The sequence below is a fragment of the Gracilibacillus alcaliphilus genome (assembly GCF_016909015.1).
Classification (GTDB): domain Bacteria; phylum Bacillota; class Bacilli; order Bacillales; family Amphibacillaceae; genus Gracilibacillus; species Gracilibacillus alcaliphilus.
The window spans coordinates 46,294-67,531 of the sequence record NZ_JAFBFA010000004.1 but is presented as its reverse complement, the minus strand read 5'-3'; the positions used below and the strand labels follow the sequence as shown (position 1 = coordinate 67,531).

Annotated in this window: 24 protein-coding genes and 1 riboswitch; of the genes, 18 read left to right on the top strand and 6 right to left on the bottom strand. The window is 39.6% G+C overall.

Annotated features, from left to right (window positions below):
* Window positions 1-43: 43 nt before the first annotated feature.
* Both JOD18_RS04480 and JOD18_RS04475 read left to right on the top strand, forming a co-directional pair.
* Entirely contained in the window at window positions 44-355 is a 312-nt protein-coding gene (locus JOD18_RS04480; protein ID WP_204667748.1) for a YuiB family protein, read from the top strand.
* 67 nt (window positions 356-422) lie between these two features.
* The gene (locus JOD18_RS04475) at window positions 423-587 is read left to right on the top strand and encodes a hypothetical protein (RefSeq protein ID WP_204667747.1); all 165 of its coding nucleotides are present in this window, start codon (window positions 423-425) and stop codon (window positions 585-587) included.
* Window positions 588-934: 347 nt separating this feature from the next.
* Here the strand turns inward: JOD18_RS04475 and JOD18_RS04470 are convergent, their stop codons facing one another.
* The 3 genes from JOD18_RS04470 to JOD18_RS04460 all read right to left on the bottom strand — a co-directional run bounded on the left by JOD18_RS04470 (window position 935) and on the right by JOD18_RS04460 (window position 3,203).
* Window positions 935-1,408, bottom strand: coding sequence for a divergent PAP2 family protein (locus JOD18_RS04470; RefSeq protein WP_204667746.1), 474 nt, complete (start codon window positions 1,406-1,408; stop codon window positions 935-937).
* Window positions 1,409-1,646: 238 nt separating this feature from the next.
* Window positions 1,647-2,357: a purine-nucleoside phosphorylase gene (gene deoD, locus JOD18_RS04465; RefSeq protein ID WP_204667745.1), complete on the bottom strand. Its 711-nt coding sequence runs from the start codon at window positions 2,355-2,357 to the stop codon at window positions 1,647-1,649.
* 207 nt (window positions 2,358-2,564) lie between these two features.
* Complete coding sequence (locus tag JOD18_RS04460) at window positions 2,565-3,203, bottom strand: DUF3885 domain-containing protein (RefSeq protein WP_204667744.1); 639 nt, start codon at window positions 3,201-3,203, stop codon at window positions 2,565-2,567.
* Window positions 3,204-3,441: 238 nt separating this feature from the next.
* On the opposite strand from JOD18_RS04460, the gene JOD18_RS04455 reads away from it, so the two are divergent.
* From JOD18_RS04455 to JOD18_RS04445, 3 genes are all read left to right on the top strand, one after another.
* A complete protein-coding gene (locus JOD18_RS04455) occupies window positions 3,442-3,705 on the top strand; it encodes a phosphocarrier protein HPr (protein WP_204667743.1) in 264 nt (87 codons plus the stop codon).
* Between the two features lie 173 nt (window positions 3,706-3,878).
* Window positions 3,879-4,049: a hypothetical protein gene (locus JOD18_RS04450; RefSeq protein WP_204667742.1), complete on the top strand. Its 171-nt coding sequence runs from the start codon at window positions 3,879-3,881 to the stop codon at window positions 4,047-4,049.
* Between the two features lie 60 nt (window positions 4,050-4,109).
* Window positions 4,110-4,688 (top strand): superoxide dismutase family protein, encoded by a 579-nt coding sequence (locus JOD18_RS04445; protein ID WP_204667741.1) that lies wholly within the window; start codon window positions 4,110-4,112, stop codon window positions 4,686-4,688.
* Window positions 4,689-4,716: 28 nt separating this feature from the next.
* Here the strand turns inward: JOD18_RS04445 and JOD18_RS04440 are convergent, their stop codons facing one another.
* The gene (locus tag JOD18_RS04440) at window positions 4,717-5,892 is read right to left on the bottom strand and encodes a MalY/PatB family protein (RefSeq protein ID WP_204667740.1); all 1,176 of its coding nucleotides are present in this window, start codon (window positions 5,890-5,892) and stop codon (window positions 4,717-4,719) included.
* A gap of 442 nt (window positions 5,893-6,334) precedes the next feature.
* Between JOD18_RS04440 and JOD18_RS04435 the strand changes: the two genes are divergently transcribed.
* The 7 genes from JOD18_RS04435 to JOD18_RS04405 all read left to right on the top strand — a co-directional run bounded on the left by JOD18_RS04435 (window position 6,335) and on the right by JOD18_RS04405 (window position 12,154).
* Window positions 6,335-6,685, top strand: coding sequence for a CvfD/Ygs/GSP13 family RNA-binding post-transcriptional regulator (locus JOD18_RS04435; RefSeq protein WP_204667739.1), 351 nt, complete (start codon window positions 6,335-6,337; stop codon window positions 6,683-6,685).
* A gap of 394 nt (window positions 6,686-7,079) precedes the next feature.
* Window positions 7,080-8,426, top strand: coding sequence for a glucose-6-phosphate isomerase (locus JOD18_RS04430; protein WP_204667738.1), 1,347 nt, complete (start codon window positions 7,080-7,082; stop codon window positions 8,424-8,426).
* A 104-nt stretch (window positions 8,427-8,530) separates the two neighbouring features.
* Window positions 8,531-8,932 carry a YugN family protein gene (locus JOD18_RS04425; RefSeq protein ID WP_204667737.1) on the top strand — a complete coding sequence of 134 codons (402 nt, stop codon included), beginning with the start codon at window positions 8,531-8,533 and terminating at the stop codon, window positions 8,930-8,932.
* Between the two features lie 247 nt (window positions 8,933-9,179).
* Window positions 9,180-9,277, top strand: a riboswitch (guanidine-I (ykkC/yxkD leader).
* A 65-nt stretch (window positions 9,278-9,342) separates the two neighbouring features.
* Window positions 9,343-9,684 (top strand): DMT family transporter, encoded by a 342-nt coding sequence (locus JOD18_RS04420; protein WP_338029487.1) that lies wholly within the window; start codon window positions 9,343-9,345, stop codon window positions 9,682-9,684.
* Window positions 9,684-9,998 carry a DMT family transporter gene (locus JOD18_RS04415; RefSeq protein WP_204667735.1) on the top strand — a complete coding sequence of 105 codons (315 nt, stop codon included), beginning with the start codon at window positions 9,684-9,686 and terminating at the stop codon, window positions 9,996-9,998. The genes JOD18_RS04420 and JOD18_RS04415 overlap by 1 nt, the downstream gene beginning before the upstream one ends.
* 378 nt (window positions 9,999-10,376) lie before the next feature.
* Window positions 10,377-11,438, top strand: a complete 1,062-nt coding sequence (locus tag JOD18_RS04410; protein ID WP_204667734.1) for a M20/M25/M40 family metallo-hydrolase — start codon at window positions 10,377-10,379, stop codon at window positions 11,436-11,438.
* Between the two features lie 137 nt (window positions 11,439-11,575).
* Window positions 11,576-12,154: an ECF transporter S component gene (locus JOD18_RS04405; RefSeq protein ID WP_204667733.1), complete on the top strand. Its 579-nt coding sequence runs from the start codon at window positions 11,576-11,578 to the stop codon at window positions 12,152-12,154.
* Between the two features lie 14 nt (window positions 12,155-12,168).
* On the opposite strand, the gene JOD18_RS04400 is transcribed toward JOD18_RS04405, so the two are convergent.
* Window positions 12,169-12,546 carry a hotdog fold thioesterase gene (locus JOD18_RS04400; protein ID WP_204667893.1) on the bottom strand — a complete coding sequence of 126 codons (378 nt, stop codon included), beginning with the start codon at window positions 12,544-12,546 and terminating at the stop codon, window positions 12,169-12,171.
* 40 nt (window positions 12,547-12,586) lie between these two features.
* Window positions 12,587-13,519 carry a 1,4-dihydroxy-2-naphthoate polyprenyltransferase gene (locus tag JOD18_RS04395; protein ID WP_204667732.1) on the bottom strand — a complete coding sequence of 311 codons (933 nt, stop codon included), beginning with the start codon at window positions 13,517-13,519 and terminating at the stop codon, window positions 12,587-12,589.
* A 675-nt stretch (window positions 13,520-14,194) separates the two neighbouring features.
* Here JOD18_RS04395 and JOD18_RS04390 point away from each other — a divergent pair.
* From JOD18_RS04390 to JOD18_RS04365, 6 genes are all read left to right on the top strand, one after another.
* Window positions 14,195-15,586, top strand: a complete 1,392-nt coding sequence (locus tag JOD18_RS04390; RefSeq protein ID WP_204667731.1) for an isochorismate synthase — start codon at window positions 14,195-14,197, stop codon at window positions 15,584-15,586.
* A complete protein-coding gene (menD, locus tag JOD18_RS04385; protein WP_204667730.1) occupies window positions 15,583-17,325 on the top strand; it encodes a 2-succinyl-5-enolpyruvyl-6-hydroxy-3-cyclohexene-1-carboxylic-acid synthase in 1,743 nt (580 codons plus the stop codon). Before JOD18_RS04390 ends, menD begins: the two co-directional genes overlap by 4 nt.
* Window positions 17,315-18,109: a 2-succinyl-6-hydroxy-2,4-cyclohexadiene-1-carboxylate synthase gene (gene menH / locus JOD18_RS04380; protein ID WP_204667729.1), complete on the top strand. Its 795-nt coding sequence runs from the start codon at window positions 17,315-17,317 to the stop codon at window positions 18,107-18,109. Before menD ends, menH begins: the two co-directional genes overlap by 11 nt.
* Window positions 18,106-18,924, top strand: a complete 819-nt coding sequence (menB, locus tag JOD18_RS04375) for a 1,4-dihydroxy-2-naphthoyl-CoA synthase (protein WP_204667728.1) — start codon at window positions 18,106-18,108, stop codon at window positions 18,922-18,924. Before menH ends, menB begins: the two co-directional genes overlap by 4 nt.
* A gap of 359 nt (window positions 18,925-19,283) precedes the next feature.
* Window positions 19,284-20,717: an o-succinylbenzoate--CoA ligase gene (locus tag JOD18_RS04370; protein WP_204667727.1), complete on the top strand. Its 1,434-nt coding sequence runs from the start codon at window positions 19,284-19,286 to the stop codon at window positions 20,715-20,717.
* 127 nt (window positions 20,718-20,844) lie between these two features.
* A complete protein-coding gene (locus tag JOD18_RS04365) occupies window positions 20,845-21,162 on the top strand; it encodes a hydrolase (RefSeq protein ID WP_204667726.1) in 318 nt (105 codons plus the stop codon).
* Window positions 21,163-21,238: the final 76 nt, after the last annotated feature.

Genomic DNA, 21,238 nt, shown 5'->3' with positions numbered 1-21,238 from the left:
ACAATAGTAGGAGTGACTGCATTGAAGTGAGAGAGGTATACATATGATACAATTATTTATTATGGTGTTATTATTCTTTGTAATGTTTTTCGGTATTAGCTTTATTCTCAATATGATTCTACGGCAAACATGGCTGATGGCCTTCGTGTTTCCTATAGTCGTACTATTGATTGTTGATACATTTCCCTTTTCCACCTACTTTACTGATCCTGGTTATGCCTTTTCAACATTAGGTAAGGAGTTAGTGACATTAAGCATTCAGGATATGGTTATTCTGCTATCGGGATTTGTAGGTACCATCACAGCTGGCTTCGTGATACGATTCCTGCGAAAAAGCGGATATCAAATGTTTTAAAGAATCCACAAGTATATTTTGGATAGAAAAGGAAAAGATGACACTTAAAAAGGTGTGATCTTTTTTTATGGGTTTACGAAGTTTATTAGCAAATGGTTTATTGTTGCTTTTGCTGATAGGAGCTATCCTATCCAGTTTTACGATGATCACCAATCTAACACCTGGAGAGGTTTTTCATAACATTCAGGAAGACAAAGTGATTCCGGTTTCCGTTGATGGCGAAGACAAATAAAGCAATAAAAAAAACGAAGACGATAAGTAGTCCTCGTTTTTTTATTAAAAGTGCGTGTTCAAAAAGGTCGATAAAAAGGACCATCATCGGTTAGGTTCGCAACGTCCTGTTGCAACACCGATACTAGCACATCGTGTGCGTCGAAAGTTCAAGGCGGCGCAGTCTTTGAGCAGACGATCTTGCACGCAGAAAAAGCGACCTTCCTTTTCAAGGAGACGGTCTAGCACGGAGGAAAAGTTTTTTCTTTTCCAAGGAACGGAGCGTATGCTCTTAATACGTGAGTAGCGGAAAAGCAAGCCAACGCAGAAATTCGCCGTGTCATTTTTATCGGACTTTTTGAACGACCTCTAAAAGAGTGGATATAACAAGAAGGCCAGAGCGATACCGGTTAAGCCGCCGAAGAATACCTCGATAGGCTGATGCCCTAACAATTCTTTTAACTCTTTTTGTTTTTCATATTCACCTTTTTGCGCCCAGTCTTTCGCCTCAGAGACAAAACGATGGAAATCCTTCACCAGTGTATTTAGTAAAATAGCTTGTTCACCAGCTTGGCGGCGAATTCCTGTTGCATCGAACATAATGATTACGGCTAATACGCATGATACAGCAAATAGTCCAGAAGAAACCCCATGTTCAATGCCAATTCCCGTGGACACAGCAGTTACAGCTGCAGAATGGCTACTGGGCATGCCACCAGTACTAAATGCTAAACTTGGTTTGAATTCCTTTGTTGCAATAAAATGCAACGGAACTTTAACCGTTTGTGCAAAGACAATCGCAATCAAGGCAGCCCAAAGGGGGAAATTTGCGAAAAGCTCCAATTCCAAAACATCCTTCCATATACTTAGAAACTATTAGTCGTTTATCACGGTTCTGGCCATCAATTCGGATGAACGTCAATGATGGAAGTTTCCTTTAAACAACCTCTTTAAAATAATAGCTTTATTATAACATAGCTTTTTTTGGTACGTTAGTAAAATTCTATCATCAAGTATAAGAAAAACGATCAAATCCAGTCAATACGTGGTTCAGGTTGATTGGTTCACCAATAGAGAGTGGCTAGGATTGAATCGCTGCTTCTAGCGATACCTCCATCATATCATGGAAGGTCGTTTGCCGCTCTTCGGCACTAGTTTCTTCCCCTGTAACAATATGATCAGATACGGTTAATACAGACAATGCTTGGCGGTCATACTTAGCCGCTAAAGTATACAAGGCTGTGCTTTCCATTTCAATGGCTAGTACATTATATTGATCTAACAATGCTAGCAATTCCTTCATATTATCACGGTAGAAGCTATCACTTGTAAAGACATTTCCTACTCTTAAAGACAGGCCTTTACGTTCTCCTGCTTCATATGCCTTTTTCAATAAATCAAAAGAGGCGGTAGGCGCATAATCAATCCCTCCGAATACCATTCGATTCATTTGTGAATCTGTGGAAGAAGTACTGGCAAGAATAACATCTCGTACCTTTACATCTCTTTTAACGGCACCACAGGTCCCAACACGAATGAGTTTCTTCACATCATAGCTTTGAATTAATTCATTGACATAAATGGAGATAGAAGGCACACCCATGCCTGTACCTTGTACAGAAATGTCTTTTCCCTTGTATGTTCCTGTGTAGCCATACATACCGCGAACTTCGTTATAGCAAAAAATATTGTCTAAAAAATTCTCAGCAATATATTTTGCGCGTAACGGATCGCCAGGCAGTAAAATAGTATCTGCAATTTCACCTTGTTTTGCTCCAATGTGTACACTCATGATTTAGCCCCTCCTTCAATCATTGCTTGTTCAGCGTTATTTTGGTAAATAAAACGTATCATAAAGCTTAAGCAATTACAAATAGTAACCGAATTCTTTTGTTAGAGGCAAGCTCTCATGCAAGGTTTTTTACTTTCATCATTAAAATTAGATGGGAGGATTGATAGCGACGTGCAAGGTCATTTTAGGACGAATCTCTATACTTGTTTATTGAAATAATTTATTAATCTCAGGTCTGTCATAATCTAAAATCCAGTCATTATGTTTATGGTAGACGTCGCTTATGGCAGCAAGTGAAGTTGCCAACAAATCACAACCTCTGTCATCATAAATGTGAAAGATCGTTTGTCTATTGATATTTATGAAGTATACTCTATGGGACATACTAGGTTTTAAACCCAAATCTTGATTGCAAATCGCTTTTAACAATGGGGCATATTTAAAATCGGATGTCTGGCATTTCAAAGTAAATCTGTGTGTTTGATATGTACCTTTTGCGTCATCTTCTGGGAAAATATAAGGTAATGTTTGATGCTTCAATTGAAACAATAAGGATTTCTTAACATAAGGGTGAAAATTCTTTAACTGATGTTTCAGTTTTTTTCCTTGATCAAAATCATGAACATCGACCACAACAAATATATCTTCTGCTGGAGCGTGTAAGGATTCAAATAAAGTAATCGCTCTTTTATAACACCCCAATACATAAGGATTGTTTGGATAATCGTGTTCTCTTTCCCACTCTATACCAAGGGCAAAACGGATCCCAATATCCCAATTATAAAACAAAGGTGGTTTAAGCTCTAAATGGAGGTAATGTTTGTACATAAAGTCATTTAATTGCATGTCAACACCTCATAGATATTAAATTATTTAATCAACGGTTCAACTGACTGAAATATGGACAGATATATACTATCAAAAACCATTGTTATTTCAAGTGTGGTATAACCATGACAAGTCGTTTCTGTACTTGTAATGTGAGTGTTAAGTTTTGGGTTTCTAATTATAGTTTTATCGTATATAATATAGATAGGTCAATAGCGAAAGCGTTATCTTGAACCGATGAGGAGGAATTTAAACGATGAGAGAACAATCTTTTTCCATTTTAAGTGAAACTGGAATTCATGCTAGGCCGGCAACATTACTTGTCAATAAAGCAGGTCAGTATGAATCCCATATTGAATTACACTATAATGGAAAGACTGTCAATTTAAAATCAATAATGGGAGTTATGTCTCTTGGTGTGCCGCAAGGGGCAGAGGTACGCATTACTGTGGATGGCAATGATGAAGACCAGGCATTAGAAGGGATTGCCGAAACGATCGCAGAGCATTTAGGGAAATAAATGCTCTGTCTTTCTTAAGGGATCGTTATCGTTTTCTTAATGGTAACGGTCTTTTTTTATTTTAGAGAACGAAAAGGTCATCATTTCTTAATAAACAATGGGAGAGTAAGCAATTATTTTATGTTACAATGAGGATAGTGATATATTATGTAGAAAAAGGATCGTGATAGAACATGATGGAATTTCTTTACTTCCCGGAAGATAAATCCTTATATATTCCTTCTGTTATTAGTTTAATTATTTTTGCTGCTGGAGCTGTTTTGACGATGTATTTAATAAAAAAAGCAGCCAAAAAAGAACAGCGCGAATTTGAACAAAAATACCAGGATATACATGATAAATGATTAAAATCTCTTCCAATTGTCCATACTGACTAATGGATGATAGAAGAGAGGCGATAACCAGTGAAATTAGTTTTATCCGTGCTTGCTTTGTCCTTATTAGTCGCTTGTCAGGATCAGGAGCGTTCTCCGATTGAAACGCGTTTATTTAATACAGATAAAGATGCGATTGGTACGGCAACCTTTAATGAATTAGAGGACAAAGTTAGCGTGCATATTAAGGCGGAGGGATTGACACCAGGATTTCATGGTGTCCATATCCATGAATATGCCAAGTGTGAAGGACCAGATTTTGAGTCTGCAGGTAATCATTTTAATCCAGAAGGAAAAGAACATGGATTAATGCACCCTGATGGTGCTCATTTAGGAGATATGCCTAATTTAGAAGCTGACTCCGATGGGACGGTTGATGTAGAGCTTGAATTGCCAGGGGCTACACTAATGGAAGGGAATAATTCCCTTTTAAGAGAAGATGGGACATCAATTATTATTCATGAAAATGAGGATGATGGTGTAACCCAGCCAGGTGGCAATTCCGGTGACCGGATTGCTTGCGGTGTGATCTCGATGGCTGATCAGGACAAAGAGGAGCCTACCGATCCAACCGAAACAAACGACGACGAGGAAAAGAAAGAAGAGTGAGTATGGTTGCTCACTCTTTTGTAATGGTCTAATTTTGTCTGGAAGTTAGGGCTTGCAGGATACGTGAAACCCCTTCTTGTACAACAGATAATGGACAGGCTATATTCATTCTCATAAAACCTGTTCCTTCCTCACCAAAAGACGCTCCGTCATTTAATCCGACTTTTGCCTCCTTTTGAAGGAATTCTTTTAGCTGGTCTTGCGTAAGATCAAGCTTGCGGAAATCAAGCCAAATTAGATAAGTTCCTTCTGGACGAAAGGCGGTAACTTCTGGATGATCTTGAAAGGCTTCTTGTACATAATTAATATTCTTCTGCAATTGTATCATCAAGGCCTCCAGCCATTCCTTACCATCTGAGTAGGCGGCGTCTAAGGCTGTAATTCCCATCGTATTCAAGTGATTAACGCCTTGGATATTAAACATGTTTTCCAATGCTGTTCGTTTCTGTTTATCGCTTACGACAACAAACGAAGCTTGTAATCCAGCTAAGTTAAAGGTTTTGGTTGGCGACATACAAGTAATTATATGATCCTGCATCTCTTCGTCAATCGTAGCAGCTGGAATATGATGATGTGGCTGTAAGACAAGATCGGCATGAATTTCATCTGATAAAACCAATACATTGTACTGCTTACATAATTCAATCATTTTCTCCAGTTCTTCTCTAGTCCATACCCTGCCAACTGGATTATGCGGATTACATAAGATAAACGCCTTAACTCCTTGCTGTAATTGCTGTTCAAAATCATCAAAATCAATCTGATAACGCTGATCTATTAAAGATAATTTGTTAGTGACTAATGTACGGTTATGACTTTGGATAATATTATAAAACGGCGGATATACCGGCGTTTGGATCAATACCTTATCTTTTTCATTGGTGAATGTCTGTATCGCCATATGTAGCGAGGTGATGACCCCTGGACTATACAGCAAATGTTGTTTCTTTACTTGCCACCCATGCTTATACGCCAGCCAGTCGATAACCGTTTGATCAAGATCCGGATCGGTAAAAGTATAACCGAAAACACCGTGCTCGGCTCTTTTGATAAGGGCTTGTTTTACGGCAGGAGGCACTTCAAAATCCATATCTGCTACCCACATAGGCAGCACGTCTTCTGCCCCATACAATGTTTTTACTAAATCCCATTTCGCTGCTCGTGTATTTCTTCTTTCTACTGTATTTTCAAAGGAATAATTCATTCGTGCTACACTCCTCACTTGTAGTAATTCTTCTCTTGGTATTTAATCATACCATTTGTCACGCCAAAAGTCTTATCAAGGGATTAAAACAAAAAAAGAGCAAAGCGTTAAACGCTTTGCCATCTTAGGGGAATACGAGAAAGTCTTTCATATACATAGAATGCCCGCTTTTTCCAACCTTTAAACCTACTTTCCCTATTTTTTTAAAAAAAATTAAAAAAACCAGTGATTGTCTGGTCACTTTCACATTATTTGCAATTATTACACTAACTTTTTATGATTACATTAAGAATATATTGATTTGACAGAACACACAGTATTTTAGCTGAAAAATGCAGCATACCAACTTAGACTTTTGCTATTTAATCAATGAATGTGGTAATATAACTTGTTGTCTAGCAGATAGATTACTTGGTTAAAATAAAGGAAAGGAGTGGAGGCGATGTCCGATAAATACAAAGTAGGGGACACGGTGGAAGGCGTAGTAACAGGAGTACAGCCTTATGGGGCATTTGTGACCATTAACGAAGAAACACAGGGATTAATTCATATATCTGAGGTGACGAACGGATTTGTAAAAGATATTACAGATCATGTGACAGAAGGGGATAAGGTCAAGGTGAAAATTATTGAAATTAATCCGGAAGATCATAAGATGGCATTATCTATTCGAGCTATCGAAGGCCAAATTTTAAAAGATAAGAAAGAGAGCGCAATTGCTGATAAAAAAGGAACGCACGGCTTTGCTACGTTAAAAAATAAACTAAAAGAATGGATTGAAGAAGCCAAGTAGATTACCATAATAATCGAACTTTTTTGAAAGCACACGAATAGCAAGTCCAACATTGTCTCTATCCTTTGGATGGGTATGATGTTGGACTTGTTTGTTTCTATCAAAAAAATCATAGTGTTTCTATATTAACCTTTATTTCTTCTCGTGGTAAGCCTTTAATATGACATTCCCCAAAAAAGAATCCACAAAAAAGGCCGATCAGCATTTTTAGGGGTCAGGGCATGCTGATTTTGAAAATATACTATAAGTGATACAGTATTACAAATTTTCGCTGATTAAAACCGGTATATTTCCAAAAAAAAATCAAATATTCAGTAAGAATGCTTGATTTAATAGGCAGTTTTCGTTACATTTATATTAGAAAAAATAATTATTAATGGAGGTTCACATCACTATGACTCATGTACGCTTTGATTATACAAAGGCATTAACTTTCTTTGGTGAGCATGAACTAGCTTATCTCAAGGAACCAGTAAAATTAGCACATGAAATGGTACATAACAAAACAGGTGCAGGTAATGACTTTTTAGGTTGGGTAGATCTACCAACTGATTATGACAAAGAGGAATTTAGCCGTATCCAAAAGGCAGCAGAGAAAATCAAGTCAGACTCTGATGTACTGTTAGTAATCGGAATCGGCGGATCCTATTTAGGTGCACGCGCTGCCCTAGAGATGTTAAATCATTCGTTCTATAATGAACTGTCAAAAGATCAGCGTCAAGCACCACAAGTATTCTTTGTAGGTAACAGTATTAGTGCACCTTATATTAATGATTTATTTGATTTATTAGAAGGAAAAGACGTCTCTGTCAATGTTATTTCAAAGAGTGGTACAACAACCGAACCAGCAATTGCTTTCCGAATCTTCCGCAAGTTCTTAGAAGAAAAATATGGTGTAGAAGAAGCGAGAAAACGCATCTATGCTACAACAGATAAGGCGAAAGGTGCCTTAAAAACATTAGCAACCGAAGAAGGCTATGAAAGCTTTGTCATTCCTGATGATGTGGGTGGGCGTTACTCTGTATTAACTGCAGTAGGGCTATTGCCAATTGCAGCAAGCGGTATTGATATTGAAGCGATGATGCGAGGAGCGCAAAAAGCGCAGGAAGAATTAAATGAGGCAGACTTAGATAAAAATCCTGCTTATCAATATGCAGCTGTGCGTAATGTTCTCTACAACAAAGGTAAAACGATTGAAATGTTAATTAACTATGAGCCATCCTTGCAATATTTTGCTGAATGGTGGAAACAGTTATTCGGTGAAAGTGAAGGAAAAGACTTTAAAGGAATCTACCCATCTTCTGCGAACTTCTCGACAGACTTACACTCTCTGGGACAGTATGTACAAGAAGGACGTCGTGATTTGTTTGAAACAGTGCTTCATGTAGAGGAACCAAAATCAAACATTACCATTGAAAAAGAAGATCAAGACTTAGACGGTTTAAATTATTTAGCGGGAGAAACAATTGATTTCGTTAATCAAAAGGCTTTCCAAGGAACACTATTGGCACATACAGATGGACAGGTTCCTAATTTACTCGTTCACCTGCCTAAATTAGATGCTTTCACATTCGGTTATGTCGCTTACTTCTTTGAAAAGGCATGTGCAATCAGTGGTTACCTGTTAGGTGTTAATCCATTTGATCAGCCTGGTGTAGAAGCCTACAAGAAAAACATGTTCGCCTTATTAGGCAAGCCAGGATTTGAAGCAGAGAAAGAACAACTAGAAAAACGTTTATAATGAAACACAAGGCTTCCTGAGTCATGATACTTAGGGAGCCTTTTTTGTGTCTACAGGTATGTCTTGTCAAGATCAGGAAACCCTATAACAAAGGGGTGATAATAGTGTATGCATTAAATTCAACATTAACGAATCAAACTTATAATTATCAAGCCATCAAGGATTTTCTTGAGGAACAAGGTTTTGTGCTGGCTGGGAACTGGGATTATCAGCAAGGTTATTTTGATTGCAAATTAGCCAATCAAGATGGCTACCATTTTCTAAGGATTCCTTTTGAAACTGTAAATGGGGAGGTAGAACAGCCTGAGGCAGTCGTGCAATTAGGTAGTCCATTTGTACTTACACACCGGTATCAGGACGATGTCGATCAGACAGCGGACAGTGGTGTACTGCAAGCCTCCTTCAATCAATTTCAGACGCCAGTTGAAAAGGATGGTGATATCCCTAAAGTTTACATTGAACAAGCCGAACAAAAGTTGAGGCTAGTAGAGAAAACGATTGATTAGCTGTTCATATAAATTGTGCAAAAATCTAGAACTATTTCATTAAAAAAACAGTCTATTAAATATGTTTGAGGCGGGTCACTTTACTGATCGTTATCTTTTAAAAAAGAAAAACCGAAATCTTTTCACTCTAGTTAATGAAAGGGTTTGTACTTTTAAATCAAGAATTTGCCGAATTGTTTATTAAAGACTTGTATCATAGTAGAAAATTATCGTCTTTTTAGGTACAATAATAATTGAAATAAACCAACTCAATGTTTTCTAGGGTTCCGCAGCAAGGTGTTGGACTGGTCCGAGAGAAAACCCATAGCATTAGCTGTGACACGGAGGGATAAAAGCCCGGGAGATACTGTTTAACAGTGTTCTCTTAGGCTTTTTTTATTTCTGATAAAATGAATGGAGAGGTGTTTTTAGTGAATCGTAATTGGCTTAAAGTGTTTGTGGCCGCTTTTTTGGAGATTTTTTGGGTAATTGGTTTAACACATGCTTATGATTTTTGGACATGGGTTGGAACGATTACCGCTATTATCGTTAGCAATTATTTAATGATTACGGCAGCACAAGTACTTCCAGCTGGAACAGTCTACGCCGTTTTTGTGGGGTTAGGTACAGCAGGTACTGTCATTGCTGGTCTATTTTTCTTCGGCGAGGCTTTTAAATGGGAAAAGATCATTTTAATAACCACATTATTGATCGGAGTTATTGGGCTAAAATTAGTTACGCCTGAGAAGACAGAGAAAGGAGTGGAGTCCTGATGGCTTGGTTTATTTTGATTGTGGCTGGATTATTGGAGACATTTGGCGTTGCAATGATAAATCAACTTTCTGTCAAACGTGATTGGCAAACAGTTCTCCTGCTTATTTTAGGATTTGGTTCAAGTCTTGCGTTACTCAGTTATGCCTTACAGTTTATCCCGATGGGAACAGGCTATGCCATTTGGACGGGAATTGGTGTTGTCGGCGGGGCACTGGTTGGCATGATATTTTATGGTGAATCAAAAGACTGGAGAAGAATGATTTTTATAGCCATGGTTTTAGGCTCGGTAGTCGGACTTAAACTGGTCGCATAAGCGTGTGAAGGCAAACGTTCTATGGTGCTGACAAATGACAAACTAGGAATGATAAGCAAAATGGCTGAGCAAAGAATAAAATATATCCACTTGTACCATCCTAGATAAGAGAGTCTTTCGTTTGTAAATTTGATACCGAGACTATGGTGAAGAAATCTATATAATGTTTAATAAAAGATACCAAGTAGGGATTGTTTTCCGCTTGGTATACTTATTTACAATTGAAAGCAGTGCAAGGAGATGGGGCAGCCTATTTTGTTCTGGTGAGGTCTCTGCTATAATATTCCTAACAGCTTGCTCAGAGGCGAACTGTCTTATGCTAATTAAATTACTTACCTAATGCAATTATATGAACCATTTTAACTGGAGGAATTGACCATGAAAAAGGAAAGTTTGCAATTTTTACAATCGTTACTACATACTCCATCTCCATCAAGTCTGGAGATGAATATTCAACGAAAATGGATCGATTACGTGAAGCCGTATGTGGATGAGATCAGAACAGACCACGCTGGTAATGTGATTGCTGTGAAAAATGAACAAGCCCCTTTCCGTTTATTGCTAGCTGGACATTGTGATGAAGTAGCCTTTGTAGTGAATCGTATCGATGAATCAGGCTTTGTCTATGTGGATAAAATGGGGGGAATTAACCTAAAAGCTGCAATTGGAATGAAAGTCAAGATTTTGGGAGAGGAGCAATCTGTACCCGGTGTGATTGGTGTAAATGCCCAGCATCATGGCGGTATGAAAGATGACTTTGATATAGGGGATTTATTTATTGATTGTGGAGCTAAGAATAAAGCAGAACTAGCTGACAAAGTGCAGATTGGTGATTTGGTAATCTATCGTCGAGAATCTGAACTGTTGATGGATCGATACTTATCCGGCAGGGGATTAGATAATCGAACAGGGGCTTTTATTGTCGCAGAAGTAATGCGACAACTCCATCAGCGTGATATCCAAATTGGGGTATATGGTGTTAGTACCGTCAATGAGGAAACCAATATGGGCGGAGCTTATTTTGCTGCGGCAGGATTAAATCCCGATGCCGCCTTGGCATTAGATGTTACCTTTGCAACCGACTATCCAACTGTGGATCGAAACAAATATGGTGATGTTCGTTTAGACGGAGGGCCTGTTCTTGCCAAAGGTGCACCAATCAATAGGCCATTAAATAAAATGTTGGAGAACACAGCACAAAAAATGGCTATTGATATTCAATATGAGCTTACTCCAAGACAAACTGGAACAGATGCCGATCGGATGCGTTTAACGGGTAAGGGCGTACCAATCAGCTTAGTATCCTTGCCGCTGCGGTATATGCACTCACCAGTTGAAACGGTGAGTATCAAGGATATACAAGAAGAAATTGATCTATTAACCAATCTGATTGTATCGATGACAGGAAAAGAAAGTCTGAATCCACTTGAATTATTCTGATGCAGCGCTGACCAGATGGTTGTGAGGAATTGCGCCTCCATGATAAGAAGGATTGACAACTGACTGAGATAAAACTACTATATAAGAGGACTTTATAGCGGTTGCTCAACAAGTCCAATAAAAGGAGGGAGCTGTAATTGAAACCATCTTCCACACGTTCAGGGAATCTATATCGTTTGATTGTTTTATCAATTATGGGGACGATAGCTGTACTATTAATGTTTTTAAGTTTTCCATTACCAATCCCATTTATTCCGCCTTATTTACGAATAGATATTAGTGATATTCCAGCATTGATAGCTGGTGTTGTCTTTTCTCCTGTGGCAGGGATTATCGTTGTAGGGATTAAAAACCTGCTCTACTTGCTGATAACGGCGGTTTCCGACCCTATTGGCGTGGTAGCCAACTTTATTGCAGGTGTTTTCTTTGTTGTACCTGTTGGTTTTATGTATATGAAATACAAGACCAAGCGCAGTGTGCTCTATGGCTTGTTATTCGGTACGTTGTTATTAGCTGTTAGTATGGCCGTTGGGAACTACTTCTTATTTATTCCCGCCTATAGCTGGTTCATGGGATGGGAAACAATGCCGCAGGCCGTTAAATTAAATACGGTATTAATTGGAATTTTACCATTCAACCTAATAAAAGGGATTGTCGTAGGACTAATATTCTTACTTATTTTTTTGAAATTAGAAAAATGGATAAAGAAGACATAAAAAAATCGAGCAGATTATGCTCGATTTTTTTTTGTAGTGGTGATGATTCCCAATGTACAGCGGGAACTTGCAACCAGCTTGTCCATCTCGTCTTTAATATCAACTTGAAATACCATTGTTGTTCTGCCGACATGAATAGGATGAGCGACAGCGATAATTTTACCGTCCTTTTTACTGCGGAGATGATTACAATTAATTTCAATGCCAACAATGGATTGTTTGGTACTGTCGACATGCTGCATACCACCAAGGCTGGCAGCTGTTTCTGCTAAAGCTGTCGTTGCCCCGCCATGAAGAAATCCCATCGGCTGTTTCACCTTGTCCGTAACCAACATCTCTACGACGGTTTGTTCAGGGGATTGGACAGTGACCGTCATTCCTAAAGTAGACATCAGTGTGTTTGTCAATTAGCTCAGCTCCTCTCATCTCGCACTATAAAGGATATATAATTTGTAAAAGCAATGAAATACCGATAAGTAATCCATAGATGGTATTAGTTTTAGCAACGGCTACCATTGCTGGAATCATGCCTACATTGGTCGTATTGGCATGGAAGGTGCGTACGGCTTCCCGTGCTTTGAAGATACTGAGTAAGCTGATCATGCTGTACAAAGGCAATAAGCCACTATAGATAAAAGCTACAGTTAAACTGAAACTGATTAACATCAGGCTTGATAACAAAAAAATTGCCTTGTTTCTGCCGAGCAAAATAGCTATAGTCTTGCGTCCATTCTCTTTATCTCCATCTAAGTCACGAATATTGTTAGCTAATAAAATACAACCAATCAGGACCGCAATAGGGATGGAAATAAATATGATTTGCCAAGTAACAGTAGCAGATTGAATATAATAGCTGATTGCAATAATGACGGTTCCCATCAATAGTCCTGAAAATAATTCACCAAATGGAGTGTAAGCTATCGGCAGCGGTCCTCCTGTGTATAAATAACCAATTAACATACAAACCAAGCCAATGACAGCAATCCACCAACTTGATTCCATACAAATATAAACCCCTATTAATATAGCAATGCCAAAAAAAATAAATGCCAAACGCTTGACTACAACGGGCTGGACACCATCTCGTACAATAGTTCCGCCGATTCCAACTGACTGCTCATTATCTAGGCCGCGCTTATAATCATAATACTCATTAAACATATTGGTAGCGGCTTGAATTAGCATGGAGGCGAGCAGCATGGCTACAAATAGCAGCGGCTGAAAATGGTTATCTAAGATAGCCAGCATAGTGCCAACAAACACTGGAATAAAAGAAGCTGTTAATGTATGTGGCCGCAGCAATCTCCACCAAACATGGAAGCCTGGTTTTTCATTAAGATGGTTTGCGGAAGAATTTATTTCCATGATATTTTATCTCCTTAATGAGGATGTTCAAAAAGTTCGCTACAAGTGACACATCGAATGTCTAGGTTGGCAATAGAGGAACTTCTACTAAGATCACTCACATCGTGTGGGTAACGCAGAAGTCAACACTTCCTGTGCAAGTCCGCTACTCAAAGCTACGCTGCCTCGAACTTTCGACGTACACGATGTGCTAGTATCGGAGTTGCAACACGATGTTGCGAACTTAACCAATGACGGTCCTTTTTATCTGCCTTTTTGAACACGCACTTAATGTATTAAATATACCGTAACATTACTAGTTTAGTGAATACTTGATAGTGTGTCAAACGATTGTTACGAACCTGTTTGAATTATCGTCATCAATGGGATTTTACCCTTGGAAAAGACTTGTGTATCTTATATAAGCAGAAATTGCCCTTTGATCGAGGATTTTTTGATATACTATATAATGACGGGAAAAAATAATAGTTCACAACTGAACAACCCCTATAATAATTAGCATATATCACGATGCTAATCGTCTATATGCCCTCGCGTTAACAGAGAAAGAAGATCAAAGGGGCTATAGAGGCATACAGACGTTAAATATCATGAAAAGTTTTGTTACCCATCCTAGATCTTCTCTCGGATGGAGGTCTTTATAAGAAATTGCCCTATTATATTGGAGGGTTCGCAATGATTGAAATTCAAGAAAAAAATATAGATGATGTGCTGCAGTCTGCACAAAAACAAGCTATCCAACAATCTGTACCTGCCTTTGTAAGTGTGACGGAGCAGATAGAACCAATTGATCCGATTGTTTTTTTCCATGCAGGCAGTGAATTCAGTAATGACCGCATCTTTTGGTCCAATGCAGATCAACAGGTGGAGTTGGTTGGAATTGGTCAAGCTATTTACTATCAAGATCAAGCAGCTTCCTATCAAGCTGTCAAAAAACAATGGCTTGAAGCGATACAAAACAGTTTTATCGTCAACTCATTTGATAATGTCAAAACAGGACCAATCGCTTTTGCCGGTTTTCCATTTGATCCAGAAGAACAGACGAAAGAATTATGGGCTAAATTTGCTGGCAGTCAATTAATTGTACCTACTTTTTTATTGACAATAGAGAAGGGGCAATATTTTGTGACAACGACAACTCAGGTGACACACGATAGTGAATTGGATGATCTGTTGAAACAATTAACAGAACAGAAACAACAGTTACTGCAAAGCACACAATTCCCGCCAAAGGAAAATCAAATTATCTTACAACATGAAGTGGATCCTCAGCAATGGAAAGAAATGGTTCAAAAAGCTACTGAAGAAATCGCTGCGGAACACGTGCATAAGGTCGTGTTGGCTCGGGAACTCCAGGTGGAATTTAGTCATAGCTGCAGTATTGCGGAAATAATAGCTGCATTGAAAGAAGTACAAGATAACAATTATGTGTTTGCCTGGGAAAAAGATCGGACTTGTTTCATAGGAGCGACACCGGAGCGGCTGGTGAAGGTGGATAATAATCATGTCTATTCCACTTGTCTGGCAGGAACAGCTCCACGTGGAAAAACCAAAAGAGAAGACCGCCATTTAGGTGAAGAACTATTAAACGATAAGAAAAATTTAGAAGAGCACCAATTTGTTGTGGATATGATCAGGAAATCGGTTCATTCCTTTGCCAAGTATGTCAATATTCCAGATAAACCTGTCTTATATCCTTTGAAGAATCTACAGCATTTATATACGCCGGTAAAAGCTGTCTTAGAAGAAGATTATACAATTGTTGATATCATTGAAAAATTACACCCTACACCTGCTTTATGCGGTTTCCCGCGTCATAACTCATTGGCGTTTATCCGTCAGTTTGAACAAATGGAACGGGGCTGGTATGGAGCACCGATTGGCTGGATGGACAGTAGGTTTAATGGTGAATTTGCCGTGGCTATCCGATCTGCATTGGTAGATGATACACATGCCTCCCTATTTGCGGGGTGTGGTGTGCTGCGTGATTCAGATCCACATGGAGAGTATCAAGAAACAGCGATCAAGTTTACCCCGATGCTGGACGCTTTGGGAGGTTGGCTATGAGTAGCACAACAGCTTTAACTGCCTATATTGGCAATTTTACAGATCAATTATATAAAAGTGGTGTGCGGGATATTGTGATTTCTCCGGGATCACGTTCGACACCACTTTCCTTAACATTTGCAGCCTATAGTCACTTTCAGTTATGGGTAGATATTGATGAACGGTCGGCTGCTTACTTTGCTTTGGGAATTGCCAAGGAAACCAAACGGCCTGTGGTGCTTATCTGTTCATCAGGAACCGCTGCTGCTAATTATTTTCCAGCAGTTATTGAAGCGGCTCAGCAAAGAGTGCCGTTAATTGTATTGACTGCGGATCGTCCGCATGAACTGCGTGATGTCGGAGCAGCACAGGCAATTGATCAAATCAAGCTCTTTGGCAGTTATGTCAAATGGTTTCATGAAATGGCTTTACCCGAATCGACCACTGTGATGCGGCAATATGCAAGAAATCATGCCGATCGAGCGGTGCAAACAGCACAAGATGCAGTAGCAGGCCCAGTCCATCTTAATTTTCCATTTCGGGAACCACTTATTCCTGACTTTCAACAGCCAGATATTTGGGGATACACAGAAACAAGCATTGAACGTTTTCCATCTGCCCATACACAATTAGATAGCCAAACTTTATTGAGAATAAAAGAAAAAATGACGGAAAAAGAATCACCAGTTATCGTTATTGGCCCTCATTCTTATGATGGATTAGCGGAAGCAGTCATTGAATTAGCAGAAACATGGCATATCCCTGTTTTTGCCGACCCCTTGTCATTAGCGCGGCTGGAAACAAGCAGTAATGTGGTGATAGACAGCTATGACAGTATACTGAAACGACCGCAAGTAAGACAAGAGGTATCGATTGACTTGGTGATTCGCTTCGGGGCGATGCCTGTTTCCAAGGCGATTCTTCAATTGTTACAAGAACAAACGATCGAGCAGCTTATTATTGATGAAGTCTTTAGTTATCGAAATCCAGCGGTTATGCCAGCTAGTTACCTTCAAGGCAATCCAGTAGATATCGCTAAACAATTAACGGAGGCAGCAGAGAGGATGGATAATGGATGGCTGTCCTTTTGGCAGCAGCTAAACCTCTTGACGAAAGAAGTATTGGCGGATCATCAAGAAGAATTAACTGAAGGAACGGTTGTTCAGGCGATAGCGGATCAAATCCCTGCCGATAGCAGTTTATTTGCCGGCAATAGTATGCCGATACGTGATATTGATACGTTCTGGTTTAATTCAGATAAACGAATTGCTATTCATGCTAATCGAGGAGCCAATGGTATTGATGGAGTAGTCTCAACAGCACTGGGCATGGCCACCACTGGAAAAAGGGTGACTTTATTAATTGGGGATATCTCGTTCCTGCACAGTATGAATGGTTTGTTGTTAACCAAACGATACCTGTTGAATGTCACGATTGTCCTGATCAATAATAATGGTGGAGGTATTTTTTCTTTTTTACCACAAGCAAAGCAAAAAACAGTGCACTATGAACAACTATTTGGTACACCGCAGCAAATCGATATGGAGCATGCCGCACGGTTGTATGATCTGCCGTATGTCCAACCACATGACTGGCCGCAATTAAATAAGGTACTAGCCAAAAGCTATCGAACAGAGGGCGTATCTTTAATTGAGGTGGTCACTAATCGTGATGAAAATGTCCAATGGCATCAGGTGAAATGGCAGCAGATCGAAAAGCTTGTACACCATAAAATCAAGGGTGAACCTGATGTATATTAATCATTATTGGGTCGAATCTTATGGTAAAGGAGAAGCAGTTGTCTTTTTGCATGGATTCACTGGGACGGTTGCCACTTGGTACCCATTTCGAAAGCTGTTGCCAGATCATCAATTGATCTTGATTGATTTGCCTGGACATGGTAAAACAAAGGCAAAGACAGCTTCCCTTCGTCAATGCTGTCAGGATATCCAGCAAGTTCTGGCAAAACTAGGTGTGAAGTCGTTTCATTTAGTGGGGTACTCCTTGGGAGGAAGAACCGCCTTAACATTGGCAAGCTTATTTCCTGACCATGTTCAATCCCTGCTGTTAGAAAGTGCTTCACCAGGAATAATGGAACACGAGGCACGGCAGCAAAGACAAAAACAGGATCAGCAATTGGCCCAATTTATTAGGGAACATCCAATTGAAGCATTTGTCGATTATTGGGAAAATATTCCGCTTTTTAGCGCGCAGAAAAAACTACCTGCAGACAAACAAGCAGTTATTCGAGCTGAGCGATTATCACAGTCGCGAGCTGGATTGGCCCATTCCTTGGAAGTAATGGGCACAGGTGTAATGTCTTCTTGCTGGGGGAGCTTGCCGGATTTGGTGATGCCTATTGTATTAGTAGTTGGTGAGCAGGATCAGAAATTTGTCCAAATCAATCAGCAAATGGATCAATTGCTGGTAAATAGCCGATTGATCCAAGTAAAAGAGGCAGGACATGCAATTCATGTGGAACAATCTGATTTTTTTGGTACAATTGTAGAGGAGTTTATTAATCAAAGGAGGAAATTTTTATGACAGTAGAGTGGGTTACAGAACGCACGTATGAAGATATTCTTTATGAAACATATAATGGTATTGCCAAGATTACGATTAATCGTCCAGAGGTGCGTAATGCCTTTCGGCCGCAAACAGTTAATGAATTGATTGAGGCTTTTACATATGCACGAGATGATTCCAAAGTAGGTGTTATCGTACTTGCAGGTGCAGGAGATAAGGCATTTTGTTCTGGTGGTGATCAGAAGGTGCGTGGTCATGGCGGATATGTGGGAGAAGATGAGATTCCACGCTTAAATGTATTAGACTTACAGCGGCTGATTCGCGTAATCCCTAAGCCAGTGGTGGCCATGGTGTCAGGTTATGCGATTGGCGGAGGGCATGTATTACATATTGTATGTGATTTAACCATTGCCGCAGACAATGCCATTTTCGGACAAACAGGTCCAAAGGTAGGAAGCTTTGATGCCGGTTATGGAGCTGGCTTATTGGCGCGTATTGTCGGCCATAAGAAGGCTCGTGAAATTTGGTATCTATGCCGACAATACAATGCCCAAGAAGCATTAGAGATGGGGCTTGTTAATACAGTCGTACCTTTAGACAAGTTGGAAGAGGAAACGATTCAATGGTGTTCTGAAATGTTAGAGAAGTCACCGACAGCATTGCGTTTCTTAAAAGCTTCATTTAATGCCGATACTGACGGATTAGCTGGCTTGCAGCAAATGGGCGGTGACGCGACACTGCTTTACTATACAACAGACGAGGCAAAAGAAGGCCGCGACGCCTTTAAAGAAAAGCGTAAACCAGACTTTAAACAATTCCCGCGCTTCCCATAAGAAGGCATGAAGTGAATAGGAAGCAGGTTTGAATTTTTGCATAAATGTCTTGTACGTAAGGTTCAAAGAAGAACAGCATGGCTGACTTTTCCTTTTATTTACAAAGTGTAAATGTGGTTCCGATGGTTCTCTGGTGGTATACTGTCTATCCGGTATGGGGCAGTTCATAAGAGAGTGTGTCGGAACCTTTTTCAAAAGAATGGGAAAGTTTTTAAAGAATAGTGAGCGATTCGAAAAGAAAAACACTTTTCTACAAGAGTATTTGGCCGTATCTATGTCTGCTAGCCATAAATGCAAAAGCTTCTTTATTTTTACAAAAAAAACGGCATGTTCATCGCAGAAGTGGGAGGGAAGGATATATGGAACATTGGTTAACAAAGCGTGCTTATCTTACACCTGATCATCCGGCAATTGAGCTGACTGATGGCACTGTGATATCATTTCAAGTGCTGCGAGAGCGCTCCATGACACTTGCAAAACAAATACCAATGTTGGAGGACCAATCCCATGTGGCAATTCTGTCTGATAACTCTTTGGATATGGTGTGTTTGTTTTGGGCCTGTACTTACCTCAAGCACACGGTTGTTTTGCTGAATACCAAGTTAACGCCAGCAGAATGGCGCAAGCAGTGTCAAGATGCCTCGGTGAGCCTGTTGATTACAACAGAGACTTATCAAAAAGAAGCAGCCCATTTACCTGTACAGGTGCTGACTTTTTCTGTGTTAAAAAACCGGCCAGTCACTGCACGTCTTATTCACGAACAAATCAAGGAACAAGCTACTTGCAATATGATGTTTACCTCAGGTACAACTGGAAGGGCAAAAGCGGTGCAGCATACTTATCACAATCACTGGTCAAGTGCAATTGCTTCGGTTTTAAACCTTGGCTTAAGTCTGAATGACAAATGGCTGGCTTGTCTGCCACTATTTCATATTGGCGGCTTGTCAATTTTATTCAAAAGTGTGATCTATGGGATGCCTGTTTATTTATTAGAACGGTTTGATGTTGAGCAAGTCCATCATGCGATTATAAGGCATGGTGTGACGATGCTGTCGGTAGTGGCCGTGACTTGTGCCAGGCTGATAGAACGACTGGGCAGTGAGAACTATCCAGATTCCTTTCGCTGTATGCTCTTGGGTGGAGGCGCAGCACCGAAGGCATTATTAGAAAAGGCAAAACAAAAACAGATACCAATTATTCAAACGTATGGGATGACAGAGACTTCTTCACAAATTGTCACTTTACATGAGAGCGACGCTTTACATAAACTAGGTTCGGCAGGGAAACCACTGTTTTCCGCTTCATTGGAAATACGAGAGGGCAATCAATCATTGCCGGCTGGTGAAACAGGAGAAATTGTTGTCCAAGGGCCAATGATAACCCCTGGTTATTATCGACAGGACGAAGTCAATAGCAAAGCATTTCAAAATGGCTGGTTTTATACAGGGGATGTAGGCTATGTCGATGAAGACGGTTTTCTTTATGTGGTCGATCGTCGGAGTGACTTGATTATTTCGGGTGGGGAAAATATTTACCCTGCAGAAATAGAAGATGTATTGCTTAGATACTCAGGAATTGTGGAGGCGGGCGTCACAGGAGAACCGGATCAACAGTGGGGAAAGGTTCCGGTCGCCTATGTAGTGGTAAGGGACCCTGCGATAACAGAGCAGGATATCTTAACCCATTGCCGCCAGTATCTGGCACGCTTTAAATTACCAAAAAAAATATATTTTCGTGATAAACTGCCGCGAAATGCTGCTAATAAACTGCAACGCCATATGTTGCAGGAATAATGTCAATATGGAAAAGCTCCTTACTAGAAATTAGTAAGGAGCTTTTTTACATAGGCTGATGAACGACAGACAACATAATACATGTTTTTGATTGAAATGACATACAATATTGGATGAGGTGATAAAGATGGAAAAGCGCCAGTACTTTGTAAATTTAGCAACAAAAGAGATTTCTCAAATTCCATATGGAAATAATACATCTTTTACAATTGAAGCCACTGGGGAAGAAATATTTAAGCTTAGAGAGAAATTTGATGAGGTTTATCACGATGAATTTGGTACATTTCTGCGGGCACATATCCCTTTTCTGCAGTATCATGAAGATCCTGAAAATCAGGAATATGATCAAGATTTACAAGAAGTCATGCAAATGATCTATCAGCTGGCAACACCTGAAACAAGACAAGCTATTCAGGAATCTGGTATCAATATTTCAGATAAATGAAACCTTTTAGGATGTTGTTACGTCTTATAGGATAACAATTATACGTTTAATCTTAGTGAGAAAAGGAATAGATGTA